The sequence below is a fragment of the Asaia prunellae JCM 25354 genome (assembly GCF_000613885.1).
In the GTDB taxonomy this organism is placed as follows: domain Bacteria; phylum Pseudomonadota; class Alphaproteobacteria; order Acetobacterales; family Acetobacteraceae; genus Asaia; species Asaia prunellae.
The window spans coordinates 19,398-35,543 of record NZ_BAJV01000014.1; the positions used below are offsets into that span (position 1 = coordinate 19,398).

The 16,146-nt window shown below is 56.5% G+C and carries 16 protein-coding genes, 1 tRNA gene and 2 pseudogenes; 8 read left to right on the forward strand and 11 right to left on the reverse strand.

What is annotated here, in order from left to right; translation table 11 throughout:
* The first annotated feature begins 175 nt into the window (after positions 1-175).
* From JCM25354_RS12005 to JCM25354_RS12015, 3 genes are all read left to right on the forward strand, one after another.
* Positions 176-826 (forward strand): TetR/AcrR family transcriptional regulator, encoded by a 651-nt coding sequence (locus JCM25354_RS12005; protein WP_025886190.1) that lies wholly within the window; start codon positions 176-178, stop codon positions 824-826.
* Between the two features lie 136 nt (positions 827-962).
* Entirely contained in the window at positions 963-1,769 is an 807-nt protein-coding gene (locus JCM25354_RS12010) for a glutaminyl-peptide cyclotransferase (protein WP_148301507.1), read from the forward strand.
* Positions 1,770-1,963: 194 nt separating this feature from the next.
* Positions 1,964-2,740 carry an IclR family transcriptional regulator gene (locus JCM25354_RS12015; protein WP_051537390.1) on the forward strand — a complete coding sequence of 259 codons (777 nt, stop codon included), beginning with the start codon at positions 1,964-1,966 and terminating at the stop codon, positions 2,738-2,740.
* 112 nt (positions 2,741-2,852) lie between these two features.
* Here JCM25354_RS12015 and JCM25354_RS18680 read toward each other — a convergent pair whose 3' ends face one another.
* Complete coding sequence (locus JCM25354_RS18680) at positions 2,853-3,137, reverse strand: YggT family protein (RefSeq protein WP_243444055.1); 285 nt, start codon at positions 3,135-3,137, stop codon at positions 2,853-2,855.
* 133 nt (positions 3,138-3,270) lie between these two features.
* Here JCM25354_RS18680 and JCM25354_RS12025 point away from each other — a divergent pair.
* Positions 3,271-3,346: transfer RNA gene (locus JCM25354_RS12025), tRNA-Ala, on the forward strand.
* Positions 3,347-3,390: 44 nt separating this feature from the next.
* Here JCM25354_RS12025 and JCM25354_RS20280 read toward each other — a convergent pair.
* Genes JCM25354_RS20280 through JCM25354_RS12035 form a run of 4 tightly spaced genes read right to left on the reverse strand, consistent with a single transcriptional unit; the run spans position 3,391 to position 5,255 of the window.
* Positions 3,391-3,657, reverse strand: coding sequence for a hypothetical protein (locus JCM25354_RS20280; RefSeq protein WP_051537391.1), 267 nt, complete (start codon positions 3,655-3,657; stop codon positions 3,391-3,393).
* A 50-nt stretch (positions 3,658-3,707) separates the two neighbouring features.
* The gene (locus JCM25354_RS20285) at positions 3,708-4,094 is read right to left on the reverse strand and encodes a hypothetical protein (protein ID WP_051537392.1); all 387 of its coding nucleotides are present in this window, start codon (positions 4,092-4,094) and stop codon (positions 3,708-3,710) included.
* The gene (locus tag JCM25354_RS20290; RefSeq protein ID WP_051537393.1) at positions 4,085-4,315 is read right to left on the reverse strand and encodes a hypothetical protein; all 231 of its coding nucleotides are present in this window, start codon (positions 4,313-4,315) and stop codon (positions 4,085-4,087) included. The genes JCM25354_RS20285 and JCM25354_RS20290 overlap by 10 nt, the downstream gene beginning before the upstream one ends.
* A gap of 4 nt (positions 4,316-4,319) precedes the next feature.
* Complete coding sequence (locus JCM25354_RS12035; RefSeq protein WP_025886193.1) at positions 4,320-5,255, reverse strand: tyrosine recombinase XerC; 936 nt, start codon at positions 5,253-5,255, stop codon at positions 4,320-4,322.
* 56 nt (positions 5,256-5,311) lie between these two features.
* On the opposite strand from JCM25354_RS12035, the pseudogene JCM25354_RS18690 reads away from it, so the two are divergent.
* A pseudogene (locus JCM25354_RS18690) lies at positions 5,312-7,543 on the forward strand (primosomal protein N').
* A 112-nt stretch (positions 7,544-7,655) separates the two neighbouring features.
* Here the strand turns inward: JCM25354_RS18690 and JCM25354_RS12045 are convergent.
* Positions 7,656-7,910 carry a hypothetical protein gene (locus JCM25354_RS12045; protein ID WP_025886194.1) on the reverse strand — a complete coding sequence of 85 codons (255 nt, stop codon included), beginning with the start codon at positions 7,908-7,910 and terminating at the stop codon, positions 7,656-7,658.
* A 72-nt stretch (positions 7,911-7,982) separates the two neighbouring features.
* Positions 7,983-8,339, reverse strand: coding sequence for a tetratricopeptide repeat protein (locus JCM25354_RS21395; RefSeq protein WP_051537394.1), 357 nt, complete (start codon positions 8,337-8,339; stop codon positions 7,983-7,985).
* Between the two features lie 69 nt (positions 8,340-8,408).
* Here JCM25354_RS21395 and JCM25354_RS21400 point away from each other — a divergent pair, with 69 nt between their 5' ends.
* Complete coding sequence (locus JCM25354_RS21400; RefSeq protein WP_159103495.1) at positions 8,409-8,612, forward strand: hypothetical protein; 204 nt, start codon at positions 8,409-8,411, stop codon at positions 8,610-8,612.
* 57 nt (positions 8,613-8,669) lie between these two features.
* On the opposite strand, the gene ykgO is transcribed toward JCM25354_RS21400, so the two are convergent.
* A complete protein-coding gene (gene ykgO, locus JCM25354_RS12055; RefSeq protein WP_025886195.1) occupies positions 8,670-8,795 on the reverse strand; it encodes a type B 50S ribosomal protein L36 in 126 nt (41 codons plus the stop codon).
* 167 nt (positions 8,796-8,962) lie between these two features.
* On the opposite strand from ykgO, the gene JCM25354_RS18700 reads away from it, so the two are divergent.
* On the forward strand, positions 8,963-9,355 hold the full coding sequence (locus JCM25354_RS18700; RefSeq protein ID WP_035447710.1) for a hypothetical protein: 393 nt from the start codon (positions 8,963-8,965) through the stop codon (positions 9,353-9,355).
* Positions 9,356-9,391: 36 nt separating this feature from the next.
* On the opposite strand, the pseudogene JCM25354_RS18705 reads toward JCM25354_RS18700, so the two are convergent.
* Positions 9,392-11,502, reverse strand: a pseudogene (locus JCM25354_RS18705) (S9 family peptidase).
* Positions 11,503-11,711: 209 nt separating this feature from the next.
* Here JCM25354_RS18705 and JCM25354_RS12070 point away from each other — a divergent pair.
* Positions 11,712-12,239 (forward strand): DUF2501 domain-containing protein, encoded by a 528-nt coding sequence (locus JCM25354_RS12070; protein ID WP_025886197.1) that lies wholly within the window; start codon positions 11,712-11,714, stop codon positions 12,237-12,239.
* Between the two features lie 148 nt (positions 12,240-12,387).
* Here JCM25354_RS12070 and mdoH read toward each other — a convergent pair whose 3' ends face one another.
* Together mdoH and JCM25354_RS12080 are read right to left on the reverse strand one after the other, a co-directional pair.
* Positions 12,388-14,565, reverse strand: a complete 2,178-nt coding sequence (gene mdoH / locus JCM25354_RS12075) for a glucans biosynthesis glucosyltransferase MdoH (protein WP_025886198.1) — start codon at positions 14,563-14,565, stop codon at positions 12,388-12,390.
* Positions 14,541-16,064, reverse strand: coding sequence for a glucan biosynthesis protein (locus JCM25354_RS12080; protein WP_025886199.1), 1,524 nt, complete (start codon positions 16,062-16,064; stop codon positions 14,541-14,543). Before JCM25354_RS12080 ends, mdoH begins: the two co-directional genes overlap by 25 nt.
* Positions 16,065-16,146: the final 82 nt, after the last annotated feature.

Below are 16,146 nucleotides of genomic sequence, written 5' to 3' on the forward strand. Positions count from 1 at the left end.
GCAACGGTACCCTTTCCGGCTGTTTTCCCTTGCGCTGATCGACCCGTTCGGTCAGTTTCGGGCTTTCCCTTGTCGGGAACCAAATGGCAATTTTCCGGCCTGTCGGATCGGAGGCATGTATCAGGGTAGTAAACGGGTGGGCGGATTGAACGAAAAAGAAGAAAATTCTCTGCCGATGACAGAAGATCGTCAGGAAGAGAGCATCTCGTGCAATGCCAAAAGACGCCAGATCCTGGACGGTGCAGAAGCTGTATTTCTGGAATCAGGCTATGAAGGGGCATCAATGTCCCAGATCGCCTGCCGTGCCAGGGTTTCCAAAGGTACTCTCTATAATCATTTCGAAAACAAGGCAGCTCTATTTGGCGCGGTTATCGAGGATCTGAGCCGGAGCAGGCTGGCCCCGGCAATCTGTCAGAGCGATCTGACAGCCATCACCTGTGTCGAGGCCTTTTCGCAGCTGGCAGAAAGATTCATTCGTGTTCTGTTGCAGCCTGGTCCGCTGCGACTTTACCGGATCATTGTTTCCGAAGCACCGCATTTTCCAGATCTGGCGGATACATTCTGGCGTCATGGTTTTGGCAGAACCCTGAGTACGATGACGCAGTGGATCGAGTTCTGGATTGAGCGCGGAGCGATCCAGACGGATGATCCGGTTTTTGCTGCCGAACAGTTCATGGCGCTTTGTCAGACGCGTCTTGTACAACGCAAGCGTTTTGAGCTGCCTGTCGATATCAGTGACAGGCAGATCCAGTTTGTTGCTGGTAAGATTGCAAAGGCGTTTGTCGGTATTTATGGATGTCGGCCTGATGAAAGTGCAACAGGGTAGTTGCTTTCTGTTTTTGCGGGATATTCGATAATCTAGGATCTGTAATCATCCCGGGTCTGATACCGGCGGTGTTTGTATAAGAGCGCGGGATGCGTCTATAGCCAGTGCCTGGCTGCATCATACGAAATGTCCACCCATGGTTTTTCTTCGTTACCGGCTTCGCACGCTGTTTCTGTCTCTGGCATTATCTGTTTTCCTCCCGAATGTCCTGTCCGCACAATCGCGTTCAGCAGAAGAGCCTGTGCCAATAGATCATGCAGAGGTTCTGGCGGTATTTCCGCATGATCCAACCTCTTTCACGGAGGGGTTGTTTTTTCAGAATGGCTTTTTGTTCGAGAGTACAGGGCGCGTCGGACAGTCGGTCATTCGCAAGCTCAGAGTCGAAACAGGGAAGGTCGTGGCGGAAAGCCTTCTGCCTGAAGGCTATTTTGGCGAGGGAATAGTGTCCTGGCAGGACAGGTTGATCAGTCTGACATGGCGGGGCGGCAAGGGTTTCATATGGAGTTTCCCCGGTTTGGTCAGGCAGGGCGATTTTTCCTATGAGGGGGAAGGCTGGGGCCTGACCCGTGACGATCATACCCTGATCATGTCTGATGGTTCATCCTGTCTGAGGCGTCTTGATCCTGTCACGCTTCATGTCACAGGAAGACTTTGTGTGACCTATGCTGGCAAGCCCGTAAGAAGACTGAATGAACTGGAATATATCCACGGAGAAATATGGGCGAATATATGGATGATGCCCCAGATAGCCAGGATCGATCCCGTAACGGGAAAAGTGAAGGCGTGGATTGATCTCACGGATCTACAGGAAGATGTTAACTCGTTTGATCCCGATGCTGTTGCCAACGGGATTGCCTATGATCCCGCAAATGACAGAATATTTGTAACAGGAAAATACTGGCCGAGACTTTATCAGATAAAATTTCCGGAACATAAGCATTGATATTGTTCTTAAATCAGAACTTACAGGGTCTGAATTACACAGATGTGAATAGAAAACAGAGATAATGGTTTATTGGAACGCGAATAGCGTTAAGAGACTCCTGTGCATCCCTTGCGGAGCAATCTGAACCTTAGGATCGAACGCGAAGCCCTTAAGATCTCCAAGGCACCGTTCATGACGAGATGGAGCGGCACATGGCATATTCGGATCAAGATTGGCCTCAGGGCACGCAGACGCTCGGCCGTGGTCTCTCAATCATTCTGGCCGTCAAGGCCGGTGTCGATACGCTTTCCGAACTGGCGCTTGAAATCGGGTGTACACGCAGTACGACGCAGCGTCTCACTGCGGCTCTGTTGCAGCAGGGCTGGTTGCGTCTCAAATCGAGCGGACGTTACGGTCTTGGCGAGAAGCTTACCACGCTGACTGCTCAGGCTCAGACGGCTTCACCTCTTCTTGGTCTTGCTGCCCCCATGCTGCGGAGTCTGAATGAGGCGACGGGAAAGATGGTTCATCTCGGGGTGCGTTCCGATAGTCATGTTCTCTATCTCATGCGCCTTGAGGGGCGCCGCCCGCTCGCTTTGCGTACCCGTATGGGTCAGCACATACCCCTTGCCCGTACAGGTACGGGGCGTGCCCTGATACTTGATGAGACAGAAAGTGACTGGGCACGGCTTTACCGAACAAGCTACCGCCATATGCCTGCCGGTTTGCCGAGCTGGATCAATCGCATGCGGCATTACCGCGCCTCTGACTGCGTGTTTGATCTGGAAGATGACGAGATTGGCATCCATTGTGTCGCGGCCCCTGTACGCGATACGACTGGTGTAATTGTAGCCTCGATCAGTGTGACAGAGCGTGCGAGTGAGATGCCCCTCATGCGAATGAAGGCCCTTGCCTCCCAGATCAGGCAGACTGCTTCCCAGATTTCGGCAAAGCTGGGCTGGAACGAACTTGGCGATGTGGCTGATTGAGCCAGGAACTGGCATCTCCCTTCATATCCTGTGTCGCAGGATATGAAGACGGTCAGAATGGTATTCCCGCAGGCCTGGAAGGGCGGGCGTCAGTAGTGTGATTGCAGGGACATCAGAAGAAGATGATGCAGGGCCGGCACGACGAGATATTGTAGTGCCAGAAGCACGACCAGAGGCTTAGATCGAGAGCGCCAAACTGGGGCAGGATAGAGCGTACCGGGTTGAGGACGGGCTCGACAATGCGTCCGAGAAAAACAGCCACATTGTAGACAAGACGATTACCAGGATCCAGAATTCTGAAACCCAGCAGCATGCTCATGACGCAGTACAGGATCAGTGCCCAGGTAAAGAGCTGAATCAGCATCATGAGGATGTTGTAAAGGGTGACGATCAGCAAGTCTGGTCTCTCTGCAAAATAGATAATTCCTGCATCCTAGCGCTTTGCTGGCCGCTCACACAACTCGGCCATCCTTGCCGGACATGACAATCTTGACTTTGGATCGAAACCCTGTAGCGTCTGTGCGTTCCGTGGGGCTGTAGCTCAGATGGGAGAGCGCCTCGTTCGCAATGAGGAGGTCAGGGGTTCGATTCCCCTCAGCTCCACCATGGGACCTTTTTCCTGACAAGAGGTACCAGCCTAACTGGCTGTCTCAGCGCACCCAGACATGTCCTGTGCTGAGCGAAATCCAGATATCATGCTGGGCAAACCAGTCCGCACCAAGCAGCATATCCACATTGTCACGCATATCCGAAACAGTCAGCACCGGATCTTTCCAGAGCGGATTTCCCTTGCCTGGCTTTTCTTCGTCGAGATGCAGCGCGTGAAAACGATGCCAGTGATACCATCGTGCATTGAGATCGACACCACTGGTTACGCCTCCCTGATCCTGCCGAAGAATGTCATCTGTAATGCCCATACCATGGGCAAAATGTCGTGACAGGATATGGGAACGGGCGCCGCTATCGATCAGGGCAACGCTTTATGGCCATCGAGCGTGAAGGAAAGGCTGAGCCTCGTTCCCTCACGCCGGGCGTTCAGGGTCGTATAGCCCTCTGGCCAGGCAGGTAAGGCAGTACATTTCGGGTCATGCAGGGCTGGCCGCCACAGAATGAGACGTCGATGAGGAACGTCGAATTCGATATCGAAATGCCGGAGCAGATCCACACCCATAAGACCCGCGATGGGGGGGGTCAGGATGGGCAGACCCGGCAAGGCACCAAGAGGAATAGACCGTTGTCCCAGAGGAATCGAGCCGATTGACAGGGCGCGTATCAGCATGTTCGGAGCGAGTTGCCCGCGCCCGTTCGGTCCCTGGATGACGGTTGCATGGGTCGGGTCCGGGGTCAGATGCAAGGCCGCAGCCGCTTCAGGATGATGAGGCTGCCTTCTGATCCGGTATCAAGAATGAAACGTGCCTGACGCCCGTCGAGTACGACAGGCGCGTTGAGAAACAGCCCGTCATTATGCAGCGGAATATCGGCGATATGGTCAGGCGTGCAGTTGGAGGCCGTGGCGGTTGAGGAGAGTGACCCGACTATAATGAAGGTTAGCAAGGCACAGGTGGAACGCAGCATCTTTTTATTTCCTCGCGCGTGGGTGGGCCTGCCAGACGGCAAGGAGATGTTTTTCGTCAGCCAGCGTGTAGTTCTGGGTCGTGGAAAGACTGGCATGTCCCAGAAGTTCCTGTATGGCGCGCAGATCGGCACCACCTTCAAGAAGATGAGTCGCAAAGGAATGTCTCAGGGCATGGGGCGTGGCGCTGTTGTCCAGCCCGCTCTGTTCGCGCCAGACCTGCATTACCCGTCTTGCCACCGCAGGTTGCAGGCGTTTACCACGCAACCCCACGAACAGAGGCGATTCCGGCAGAGGGCAGGGATGCTGTGCCCGCCACATTGAGAGAGCTTTCATGACGCTCGGAAGGAGCGGGACAATACGTTCCTTGCCGCCCTTTCCCATGACACGTAGACCGCTTTCTGCTGACCGGTCATAGTCGCGCACATTCAGGGCCAGAGCTTCGCCTATACGCAGCCCGGCTCCATAGAGCAGGGTAAAAAGAGCTTCGTCCCGTGCGGCGCAGAGCGGATCGTTGGCCAGTGAGGCTATTTCCACAGGTGCTGTGCATGCCACATCACGTGACAGGGGACGTGGCAGGCGCTTTCTGGCCCTGGGCGCTTTGAGCTGACGCAGGGCAGAGGCATTTATACCGTGAGAGGTAGTGAGGTATTGCATGAAAGATCGTAATGCCGAGACCCGTCTGGCGCGTGAACGGGCGCGACCATCCGGCGTTCCGCGCCGCCCTTCTGCCCTGCCGGCATCATAGGCCAGCCAGGCACGGAAATCGGCAGTACGCAGAGCGGAAAAGGCGTCAAGATCGGGCTCCTGGCCGAGGTGATCGGTCAGAAAAGAGAGAGTTGCGGTTACATCAGTGCGGTAGGCCTGGACCGTATTCGGACGGGCGCGTTTTTCATGCGCCAGCCAATCCAGCCAGTTTTCGAGACATTCATGCATCTGCATGACGGCGGACCTCGTCTCGGTTAAGAGGGCAGGACAGGAAGGGGCGCTCAGCAGGCATGACGGAACCAAGCTTAAAGAAGCTGACGACAGATGGCGAGAGAGCGGTGCGCGTGAGCATTCTGTTGCCTTTGCCCTTTCCCTCGGCGCTTGATTATCTGGCGCCTGAAGGCGCTGTCATGCCCGGTGACCTGGTCAGTGTTCCATTGGGACGTCGTGAAGTAACAGGCTGTGTATGGGACATGCAGAGCGATGTGCCAGCCGATTTCGCCCCGGTGGTACCCAAAGAGGTCTCTCTTGCCCGGTTGAAGCCGCTTCTGGGTCGGCTCGACATACCGGCAGTTCCGTCTGACCTCAGACGGTTCATCGACTGGTTGGCTGCCTATACGCTTACCCCGCCAGGTCTGGTGCTCGCCATGGCCATTCGTGCGCGTCATACCCAGCCTGCACGTGTACAGCTTGGCTGGATCAGGGGGGATACCGATCCTGCCAGTGTGCGATTGACCGAGGCCCGTCAACGAGTACTCGACGTTGTGAGCGATAGACCCCTTTCGACCGCAACTCTTACAGAGAACACGGGTGTTTCATCAGCGGTTCTGCGCGGTCTGGCGGCTGTGGGTGTCCTGCAGGAGGTGCCGCTTGCTGTGGAGCCCCTTTTTGCGCCTCCTGATGCGGCCTTTCATCCTCCTGTGCTGTCAGAAGAGCAGCGTGAAGCGGCCACCCATCTGGCTGAAGGGGTCAGGGCGCATCGTTTTGGTGTCACTCTGCTGGAGGGTGTGACCGGATCGGGCAAGACGGAAGTCTATTTTGAAGCGATTGCCGCCTGTCTGGCCGCGGGCCGGCAATGTCTGGTTCTGTTGCCTGAAATTGCTCTTTCCACCCAGTGGACCGACCGTTTCGCGCGCCGTTTCGGAGTTCAGCCTGCGTTATGGCATTCGGAACTCGGTGGCAGGAAACGCCGTGAGACCTGGCATGCTATCGCCCGGGGAGAGGCTGCTGTTGTCGTTGGTGCGCGCTCGGCCCTGTTTCTGCCTTTCCCTGCTCTTGGCTCATCATTGTCGATGAAGAACATGAATCGGCTTTCAAGCAGGAGGAGGGTGTTACCTATCATGGTCGGGATATGGCCATCGTGCGCGCGCGCCTCTCCGACGTGCCCGCGATTCTGGTTTCGGCCACGCCCAGTCTGGAAACACTGACCAATGTAGAAAACGGTCGGTACGAGCATGTCACCCTGCATCGCCGTCATGGCAGTGCGACCCTGCCTGATGTCTGTCTGGTTGATATGCGTCGTGCGCCACCTGATCGGGGGCAGTTTCTTTCGCCTCAGCTGATTGAGGCAGTCAAGGCGACCTTCGACCGTCAGGAACAAGCCATGCTGTTCCTGAATCGTCGTGGTTATGCGCCGCTTACCCTATGTCGTGCCTGTGGTCATCGCATGGAGTGCCCGAACTGTTCTGCCTGGCTGGTCGAGCATCGTGCGCGACAGATTCTGACCTGTCATCATTGTGGTCATCATGAAGCCCTGCCTGAGACCTGCCCTGCCTGTGAGGCTGAATCCAGCCTTGTGGCCATCGGCCCTGGTATCGAGCGTGTCCATGAAGAGGCCCGGTTGCATTTCCCTGAGGCGCGTATTCTGGTCATGGCTTCCGATACCCTCGGCTCGCCCTCGGCAACGGCTGAGGCGGTACGTCGGATCAGCGATCACGAAATTGATCTGGTGATCGGCACACAGATTGTCGCCAAAGGATGGCACTTTCCTGATCTGACGCTTGTAGCGTCGTTGATGCGGATCTCGGGCTCGGTGGGGGGGATCTGCGCGCCGCTGAGCGTACAGTGCAGCTTCTGCATCAGGTATCCGGTCGTGCCGGTCGTGCCGACAAGCCTGGTACGGTGCTGCTGCAGAGCTATCTGGGAGATCACCCTGTAATGAAAGCTCTTGTATCAAATGATTATCAGGCTTTCATGGAGCAGGAATCAGCACAGAGAAGGCCGGGATTCTGGCCTCCTTACGGGCGCCTTGCCGCGCTGATTGTGAGCGCCGATTCTGCCGATTCTGCTGATCGTCTTGCCGCTCAGCTTGGTGCCAGGCTCCCGACCTGCCCGGTACACAGGTGCTTGGTCCGGCTCCGGCCCCTCTGGCTGTTTTACGGGGGCGCCATCGTCGCCGCCTGCTTCTGCGCACACGGCGTAATGTGGCTGTACAGCCCATCCTGCGCCAGTGGCTTGAAGGCATCAAACTGACGACTCATCAACGGATCGACATCGACATCGATCCTATTTCTTTTCTGTAAAGGAGATATGAAGCGCCGCGGGACTGCTCATGGAAAAGGGACAGCTCTGCTATTGGTCGGCCGCCAAAGGGTGGGATTCCTTTGGCGGATCTGGAGCGGAGCTCCAGAAAAGTCAGGCAGTCTTGTCTTCGCGTTTCGGCTTGATGGCCTTGACTACAAAAGTGACAATGGCAATGACGGCCAGAGCATGCTGCAAGTGCGGACGAAGCTTCTTGGGGCCAAACATGCTTAGAAAAGTGAGGCCACCAAGAATGGCTTCCTTTGTCTGCGGTTTGGCGGAGTTGCACATCTTGCTGATGCAGCAGCCTTTCTTGCCTTCTTCCGGAGCCGTCAGTTCGGTGACCTGGGCTTTGTTCTTCTTGAACATCGAATTCTCCTTTTAGGTCTCTTGCTTGATCAAACAGCGCAGACGCAGCAGAGTTTTAGAAAGAGACACGCTTTAAATCGGACGTCCATCTATGACTGCCTGCAAAGTCTTCACACGTTTGATACCTTTACTGGCCAGAGGGTCCACGACAAGCACCTGTTGTGCTGCAGCAAGAGCTGCTTTCATATCGTGGCGTTCCTCTTCTATCTGAGAGAGAAGCTGCCATGAAATCGGGTCGTCCGGATCTTTCTGCAAAGCAACGCCAAGATCACTGATGGCCCCTTCGAAATCTCCAGCGGCGTATCGTACCCGCGCCCGGCCGCGACGGATGAATGCCTTGTCTGGCTGAAGCACAAGTGCATTGCTTATGGCGGCTTCAGCCTTGCGATAATCATGCGCCTTGAGGTTGGAGTCAGCATTTTCAAGCAAAAGGCGCGTACTGGCAGAAAGGCCTTTCTGCGCAGTGTTTCGGCACGTCTTTCGAGAGCCCGGGCTTCCGTGGCGGTTTTCGCGGTACGCAGGGCTTTGCTTGTTTCGCGTAACAGGTCGGCTTTTGGCCTGGCTGAGGGAGAGGTTCTGGCCGGGGGAGCAGTAACACCGTCCCGGGAGGAGACAGCGGGGGCAGCGCAGGCAGGAAAGAATGCCAAAACGACAAAAGCCGTGCTGCTGAAAAGCAGACACGGCCTGACGACGGCCCGATAGAGGGCCGTGCAATGCGTCAAAACGGGCCGAAAGCGCCGTTCCGGCATCAACAGAATATTAGCCCTGGCGTGCTTTCATACGCGGGTTCTTCTTGTTGATGACATAAACGCGGCCACGACGGCGAACCACGCGGCAGTCCTTGTCGCGGATCTTTGCAGATTTGAGGCTGTTACGGATCTTCATGATAATTTGCTTCCCGGGCCATGCATGACGAACGGGCGTCGCGCCCGCGAGTGGTGGTCGGAATACTCACCACCTTGGCGGGAGTCAACTCTTTGCTGCGTTTCCTGCAGGCTGAACCCCGTATTTTGGACGTTTTCAAAGGAGGAAAACGGAATTATCCTGGTTTTATGAAGAAAGCTCTGCCTGTTCTGGCCACTCTCCTGATAGGTCTTCCTCTTGCGGCCCAGGCTGCGCCTCATCTGAAAAACGATCCGGCCTCCGTACTCAACCGGATTCTCGCCGTGCTTCAGACTGATCCTGATTCAGCCAGTGATGCCTGTGTCGAGGCCCTGAAAGAGTTGCACAAGACGCAGAAGATCGTAGCCAATCAGGATACGGATAGCAGTAATCAGGATGCAGCCGTAGCACGGGATGTGCTCGAGTCGGATTTTGAGGAAACGATCGAGGTCTGTGGCACTGATGCACGCAGGCTGTGCCGTACGAAGAGTGAGGCCGATCCGAAGCTGCCTCCGCTCTGCACCGCCATTCGTCCCCGTCCGCCCAGTGAGAGCGATGACTAGGCCCGGTCCATACAGGACCGGGTAATTTCATTCCTCTTATAATGGGCGACGTGCCATGGCCCACAGGGCAAAACCCTGCACATAGGCAACTTCTTCGAGTCGTTTGAACCGGCCGGAGGAGCCTCCATGACCGGCATCCATATTGATGCGGCACAGGAAGGGACCGCCCTGAGCGACCTCGCGCAGCTTCGCAATCCATTTCGCAGGCTCCCAATAGGTGACACGCGGGTCTGACAGTCCACCCATGGCCAGAACCGGCGGATAGGTAACGGCCCTGATATTGTCATAGGGCGAATAGCTGGCGATCAGATCATAGGCGTCCGGATCTTCCAGAGGGTTGCCCCATTCAGGCCATTCGGGTGGCGTGAGCGGGAGACTGTCGTCTGACATTGTATTGAGGACATCGACAAACGGCACCTGTGCGGCAATACCCGCAAAAAGATCTGGCGCCAGATTGGCCACGGCTCCCATCAGCAATCCGCCTGCCGAGCCGCCATGGGCAACGATGCGACCTTCCCTGCCATAACCCTGCGCGGCAAGATGGCGTCCACATGTGACAAAATCAGTGAAGCTGTTGGGCTTGTCTCTGCCCCGTCCTTTCAGGAACCAGTCCCAGCCTTTTTCGGAACCACCGCGGACATGGGCGACGGCGTAGACCCAGCCCCGATCGACCAGGCTGAAGACCGAGGTACTGAATCCTGATTCCATGGAGATTCCATAGGACCCGTAACCGTAAAGCAGGAGCGGCGCCGTGCCGTCACAAGGCGTATTGCGGCGCTTGAGTACTGTGATGGGAATTTCGGCCCCATCCTGCGCACGGGCAAAAAGCCGGCGTGTTTCGTAAAGTTCCGGGTCATGACCTGAGGGGATTTCGCGGATCTTCTGGAGAGTCTGCGCCCCGGTCGCCATGTCGACGTCGTACCAATGGGCCGGTGTGGTTGGCGACTCATAGATATAGCGCAGGGTTGTATCGCCATATTCCAGAAAGCCGAGCAGTGAGAGGTCAAAAGCCTCTTCTTTCATGCCGATGGTTCTGGCCTGGGCACGGATATTACCTTGTGAATCGTATCGTGTGACGTGGATCTCGATATTGCCATTTACCCGCTCAGACCAGGCGAGATGTTCCTTGCTGGCAGCGGCACCGAGCAGGAAACGCCCTGATTCATGGGGTACGAAAGATGTCCAGTTCTCGCGCGAGGGGGCGTCATCGGGGGTCTGCATGAACTGGAAATCGATTGCACCGTCTGTATTGGTCAGAACGATAAAACGGTCATTCCAGTGTGTGAGCGTATAGCGCTCTCCCCGTACCAGAGGCGAGGCAACCTTTGGCGCCTGTGTTGGCTCGTTGGCCGGAATGAGAAGCGTCTCACTGGTATCATGGTCGCCGCGTTCGATCAGGATCCATTTGCGTGACGCCGTGACATTCAGGCTGACGAAGAAACCTGAATCCGGTTCGTCGAACACCAGCACGTCTTCCCCCCCGGCAAGAGGGCGGCGATAGACGCGTGACGGGCGACCGTTGTCGTCGCGATAGACCCAGAACAGCCACTGGTTGTCAGGTGAGATAACAAAGCTGCCCGCCGCGCTCTCGACCTCTGGGGCATAGGCCCTGCCTGTATCAAGGTCGATGCTGTGCAGACGATAGACCTCTGATCCCTGTGTATCGGCAGCATAGACGAACACGCGGTGATCGTCAGAATGGCGTGTAGCGGCCAGTGCGAAATAAGCATGTTCCTTCGCGAGCGCATTAATATCGAGCAGAACCTGCTCCTCTCCCCCGGCACGGGGACGACGCAGATAGACAGGGTGTTGAGCGTCTTTGGCAAAACGCGAAAAATAAAGCCATTCGCCATCAGGCCACGGCACGGAATCTTCCGCAGGCGGAATACGCCCGATCATTTCGTTGAGCAGGATTTCACGCAGGGATGCCATTTCTGCAAGGCAATGCTCGGTATAGGCGTTCTCTTCTCTCAGAGCCTGCGCAATATCAGGGCGCAGGAGAGAGGGATCGCGCAGTACTTTCTGCCAGTTTTCGTCCTTCATCCAGCATAATCATCCTGTCTGATACGCCCAAGTTGAGTGATCGAGTGCGGAATACGCCGGGGGGTGGAGGAATCATAAAGGGCCTTGCAGTTATGCAGAAACAAAGCCCGTAGAGTGCGGCAGAACAGCGTACGCCTCAACGCACTAAATGCCTGTTTTCTCAAAGTTTCGATAGAAGAACAAACCGGTGCCCGCTTCGCAGGTTACAAAAGGACACGTCCTTCATCCTGACATTGAGCTCCGGGAGAAAGCGTTTTAACGGCCCCCGTTTTGAGAACGGGGTCTGAAGAAGAGCACACAAAGGATAGTTATCATGTTCTCACGTACTTGCCTCGGCCTGACCGCTCTGTGCAGCCTTGTTTTCGTTGGTGCAGCTCATGCCCAGCAGGCTCCGGCCCCTGCTGTTGCGCCTGGCACCCAGTCCACCGTCATGCCTGCAGGATCGGTTCCCGTAAATCGTGACGGTGCCCCGCAAGCTCGGACCAATGTCATGCAGTCTGTTGGTGGGTCACAGGTAAGCAATACCGTTTCGACCGCAGCAACGCCCGGTGTACTGGATACTTACGGCCTGCCCTCACTCGATTCTGCAAAGGCCGGTAATCTGGCAGGACTTGCAAGCTATTGCGTTCGTAATCACCTGGTACATGGCACTACACTGCGCGTTGTTGGTCGCAAACTGGCCAAGCGTCCGGATGTCCAGAACGACCAGTATTATTCTCTTGGTGGTCAGGGGCTGCTTCAGACAAGCACCAACGTGCCGTTTGATGTTTCAAGCCTTGATCTGAGCCATCGCACCCAGCTCTGTGCCCAGGTAGGGCAACGCGGCCAGGCTTATAAATAAGTCTCAGGCAGGGTCACTGCTGAAAAAGGCCAGTCCGCAGGGACTGGCCTTTTTCTTTTGCCTGGCTGGGAGGACGGGAACTGATCCACCCTCCGGCAAACATTGTCTGTTACCTGTATAAGTTCAGGGCAAAGCTCTGGATGCAGGTTCAGTGAGGCAGGGCCAGTACCAGATCGAGCCCCTCGCCACTGCATAATACAGCGGCTTTCTCCTGACGGGTCAGGGTAGCCAGGGCCTCCGTGACGGATTGTGCCTCGCGCAGTTTGAGCAGACCGACAACGAGATTGGCGTCGATCGCCGTGCCGGGTTTGCGCGGGGCAGGCAGGGCGCGGCGATGTTCAGCTACCAGATCCGGATTGCTGCGCAGGGCCGCGAATGCCTCCTCGGGTGGGCGATCAGGCATGGCTTCGGCCTGTGTGCGACGCAGGTCGTTTTCGGCAGCCAGTTGCAGGATGGGAGGCAGGGTGGTCTCCTCAGGGATGAGAAGCAGCCCCCAGCTCTTCAGCCAGAGTCCGACATCGCGGCTTGCAGTCATGGCCGCAAGCGGGATGGCGAGAGCAAGCCCGAGCAGAACGGGCGTCATCCAGAGGAAGAGGGAAAAGGATACCGACCACGCGGCTGCAGCCATGACTATACCGTAGGCGGTATAGATCCAGTATCCGTGTGCAATCTCCTTGAGTGAAACGCGCCCGTCATCGCGGTTCTGGGCGTTCCAGCCGGAATCGCGACCGCGCAGGATGGAAATCACGCCAGAGGTATGGATCAGCATGGCGATCGGGGCGATAAGGCCGCCGATCAGGGTTTCAAGCAGGATTGATGCGACGAGACGCAGAAATCCGCCGCAGCTGTGAAGCATGGCCCGGTCGAAGAGTGCGGCGATCAGAGCCAGAGCCTTGGGAGCAAGGAGCACGGCCATAGTGCCGATGAACACATATTTGGCCTGTACCGGATCAACCTGAGGCCAGTGCGGATAAAGTGTTTTGGTGTCACCGAAATATTCGGGTCTGTCGAAATGCGACTGAAGCGAAATCAGGATGCCGAACATGAGAAACAGCAGCCAGAGTGGTGAGGTAATATAGGCGCCGATGCCAACCATCATATGCATGCGGCTTACCCAGTGCAGCCCCCGTGAATGGACGATCTTGCCGTGTTGCAGATTGCCCTGACACCAGCGCCGGTCGCGGATGGCGACATCGGTAAGTGACGGTGGGCTCTCTTCATAGGAACCGAAGAGGCCGGGAATCATGTGAATAGCCCAGCCACCACGCCGCATGAGAGCGGCCTCAACGAAATCATGGCTGAGAATACCCCCGCCGAAAGGCTTGCGCCCCGGAAGATGGGGCAGACCTGCCTGTTCGGCGAAAGCCCGTGTGCGGATAACGGCGTTATGGCCCCAGTAATTGCCTTCCGAGCCATGCCACCAGGCAATGCCATGGGCGATGAGCGGTCCATAAACGCGACCGGCAAACTGCTGCATGCGTGCGAATAATGTTTTGCCGCCAATAATAACCGGAAGGGTCTGGATGAGGGCGACGTTTTCGTGTCGCTCCATGGCGGAGACGGTTCGGACAATAAGGCCACCATCCATGACGGAATCGGCATCAAGTGTCAGCATCTGCTGATAAGCGCCGCCGAAGCGCTTGACCCATTCCTCAAGATTACCTGATTTGCGATCAATATTCTTGGGGCGGCGGCGATAGAATACACGGCCCTGACCGTAAACGGCTTCAACAAACGCGAGATAGGCCCGCTCTTCGCGGATCCAGACATCGGGGTCGGTCGTATCGGACAATATGAAGAAATCGAAAGCATCGATACGGCCTGTGGCGACCAGACTGTCATGGATGGCGCGCAGACCGACGAGAACCCGGTCAGGGTCTTCGTTATAGGTGGGCATGAGCACCGCGGTGCGTGTCATCAGGGCAGGAAGCGGTGTATCACGCGAAATGCCCAGACCCAGCCCTCCATGGCGCAGCACGGAAATGAAGCCGGCAAGCGAAGAGGTAAAGGAAAGCGAGATCCAGGCGCCAAGTACGACGAAGAGTACCAGAACAATGATGCCCAGTGTGGAGACGCCCATGCTGTTCAGCACGCGGTTCATCTCGACGGCGCCCCATCCTGTCAGCAGGATGGCGCCCCCGATGACCAGAAGGCGACGCAGCCAGAGAAAAGGCGGTGCGGTAGGAGGGGTGCGATCACGCCCGAACGTTTCGGGACGCTGACGCAGATTCTGCGTCGGCATCTCGAGAGGCGATTCTGCCGGAAGGACATCGAAAGGGGCAAATTTACGGGTAAGGCTGCTCACGGCGTCCAACGATACATCCATTTCTCAGAAATCGGTCCCTGCTCATTGGCAAGCTGGCAGGTCAGCTCGGCCAGCTTGGCGCTGCCCGGATAGAATTCAAATGTCGTGCGCCAGCCCTTTATTTCGGGGTTGGGCTCGACAACGACATTCTTGATCGAGCCGGTCGAGGTCTGCGGAACGAGATGAAAGGCCGCGTTTGGCGGCAGGTTTTCAAAAGGCTTGCCCGTGAAGTCGATGACGAACATACGGCCATCGGCATGGTCGGTCACGGCGCCGACGCGTGTCGCACCAACGCGGGCGAGATCAGTTGGCCAAGGCGTATCCCAGCCCCAGTACATACGATAGGTATAGGCGTATTCATGCCCGGCCTGCATGGCCTGCTTGGGGCGCCAGAACGAGACAATATTGTCATTCACCTCGTTGGGCGTCGGAATCTCGACCAGATCAACCGCGCCTTCACCCCAGTCGCCGATCGGCTCAATCCAGAGTGACGGGCGTTTTTCATAATTCAGCGCCAGATCCTCGAAATCATGGAAGGAACGACGACGCTGCATCAGGCCAAAGCCATGCGGGCTGGCATCCTGAAATGCCGAAAACTGCAGATCGACCGGATTGTTGAGAGGGCGATAGAGCTGGGCACCGGTGCCAGTCCACATCTGCAGTGCTTCGCTGTCATGCGCGCCGGGACGCCAGTCATCGACATGGTTACGGTTGTTGGCGTCGAAATAAAACATGCCGGTCAGGGCTGCCACGCCGCCTTCGGTGATATCGGTGCGCGGATAGAAGCTTGACTGTACGTCAAACACGGTGGTGGCACCGGGGCGAATGGTAAAGCGGAAGGCACCCACAACGGACGGACTGTCCATCAGCGCATGAATAACGACGGAATCAACACCGGGGCGCGGCTTTTCGAGCCAGAACTCACGGAAGAGAGCGAATTCCTCGCCTTTCGGGTCACCTGTGCCATTGGCGAAACCGCGCGCCGACAGACCGTAATTCTGTCCTTTTGCAACTGCGCGAAAATAGGAAGCGCCAAGGAAGACGGCGCACTCTTCCATGACGTTGGGCGTGTTGATGGCATTACGCAGACGCAGGCCTGAAAAGCCCAGATCATCGGTTACGCGCAGCATGGGATCGGGATAGGTGAACATGTCGGGATCGTAGACAATCGGAGTCGATTGACCGTCCACCACCTCGTTCATGTTGATACGAGGGCGATAAAGGAAACCACGGGGGAAAAATTCCACATCAAAGGCAAGATTCTGACCATGCCACAGTGCGCGCTCTTCCTTGTAGGCAATACCGCGAAACTGATCGAAATTAAGGTTGTCTATGGCACTGGGCAGAGATTGTTGTGGCGCCTTGTAAGCCGATTTTGACAGTTTCTGTGCGATCAGACGCACGGTATTGTTGTCGAATGCCGTCGGTTGTGGCGCGGCAGCGGGCGCTGCCCTGGCTATCTTGCTGGCTCCCAGAAGTGAGAGGCCAGCACCGATTTTTACGAGGTCGCGACGCAGCACTATGACTTTCTCCAGCAGGCCCGGCTGAAAGCCGGGTGATGTCTGATTTTCCTAACGCCCATAGGTTACTTTGGGACACAGG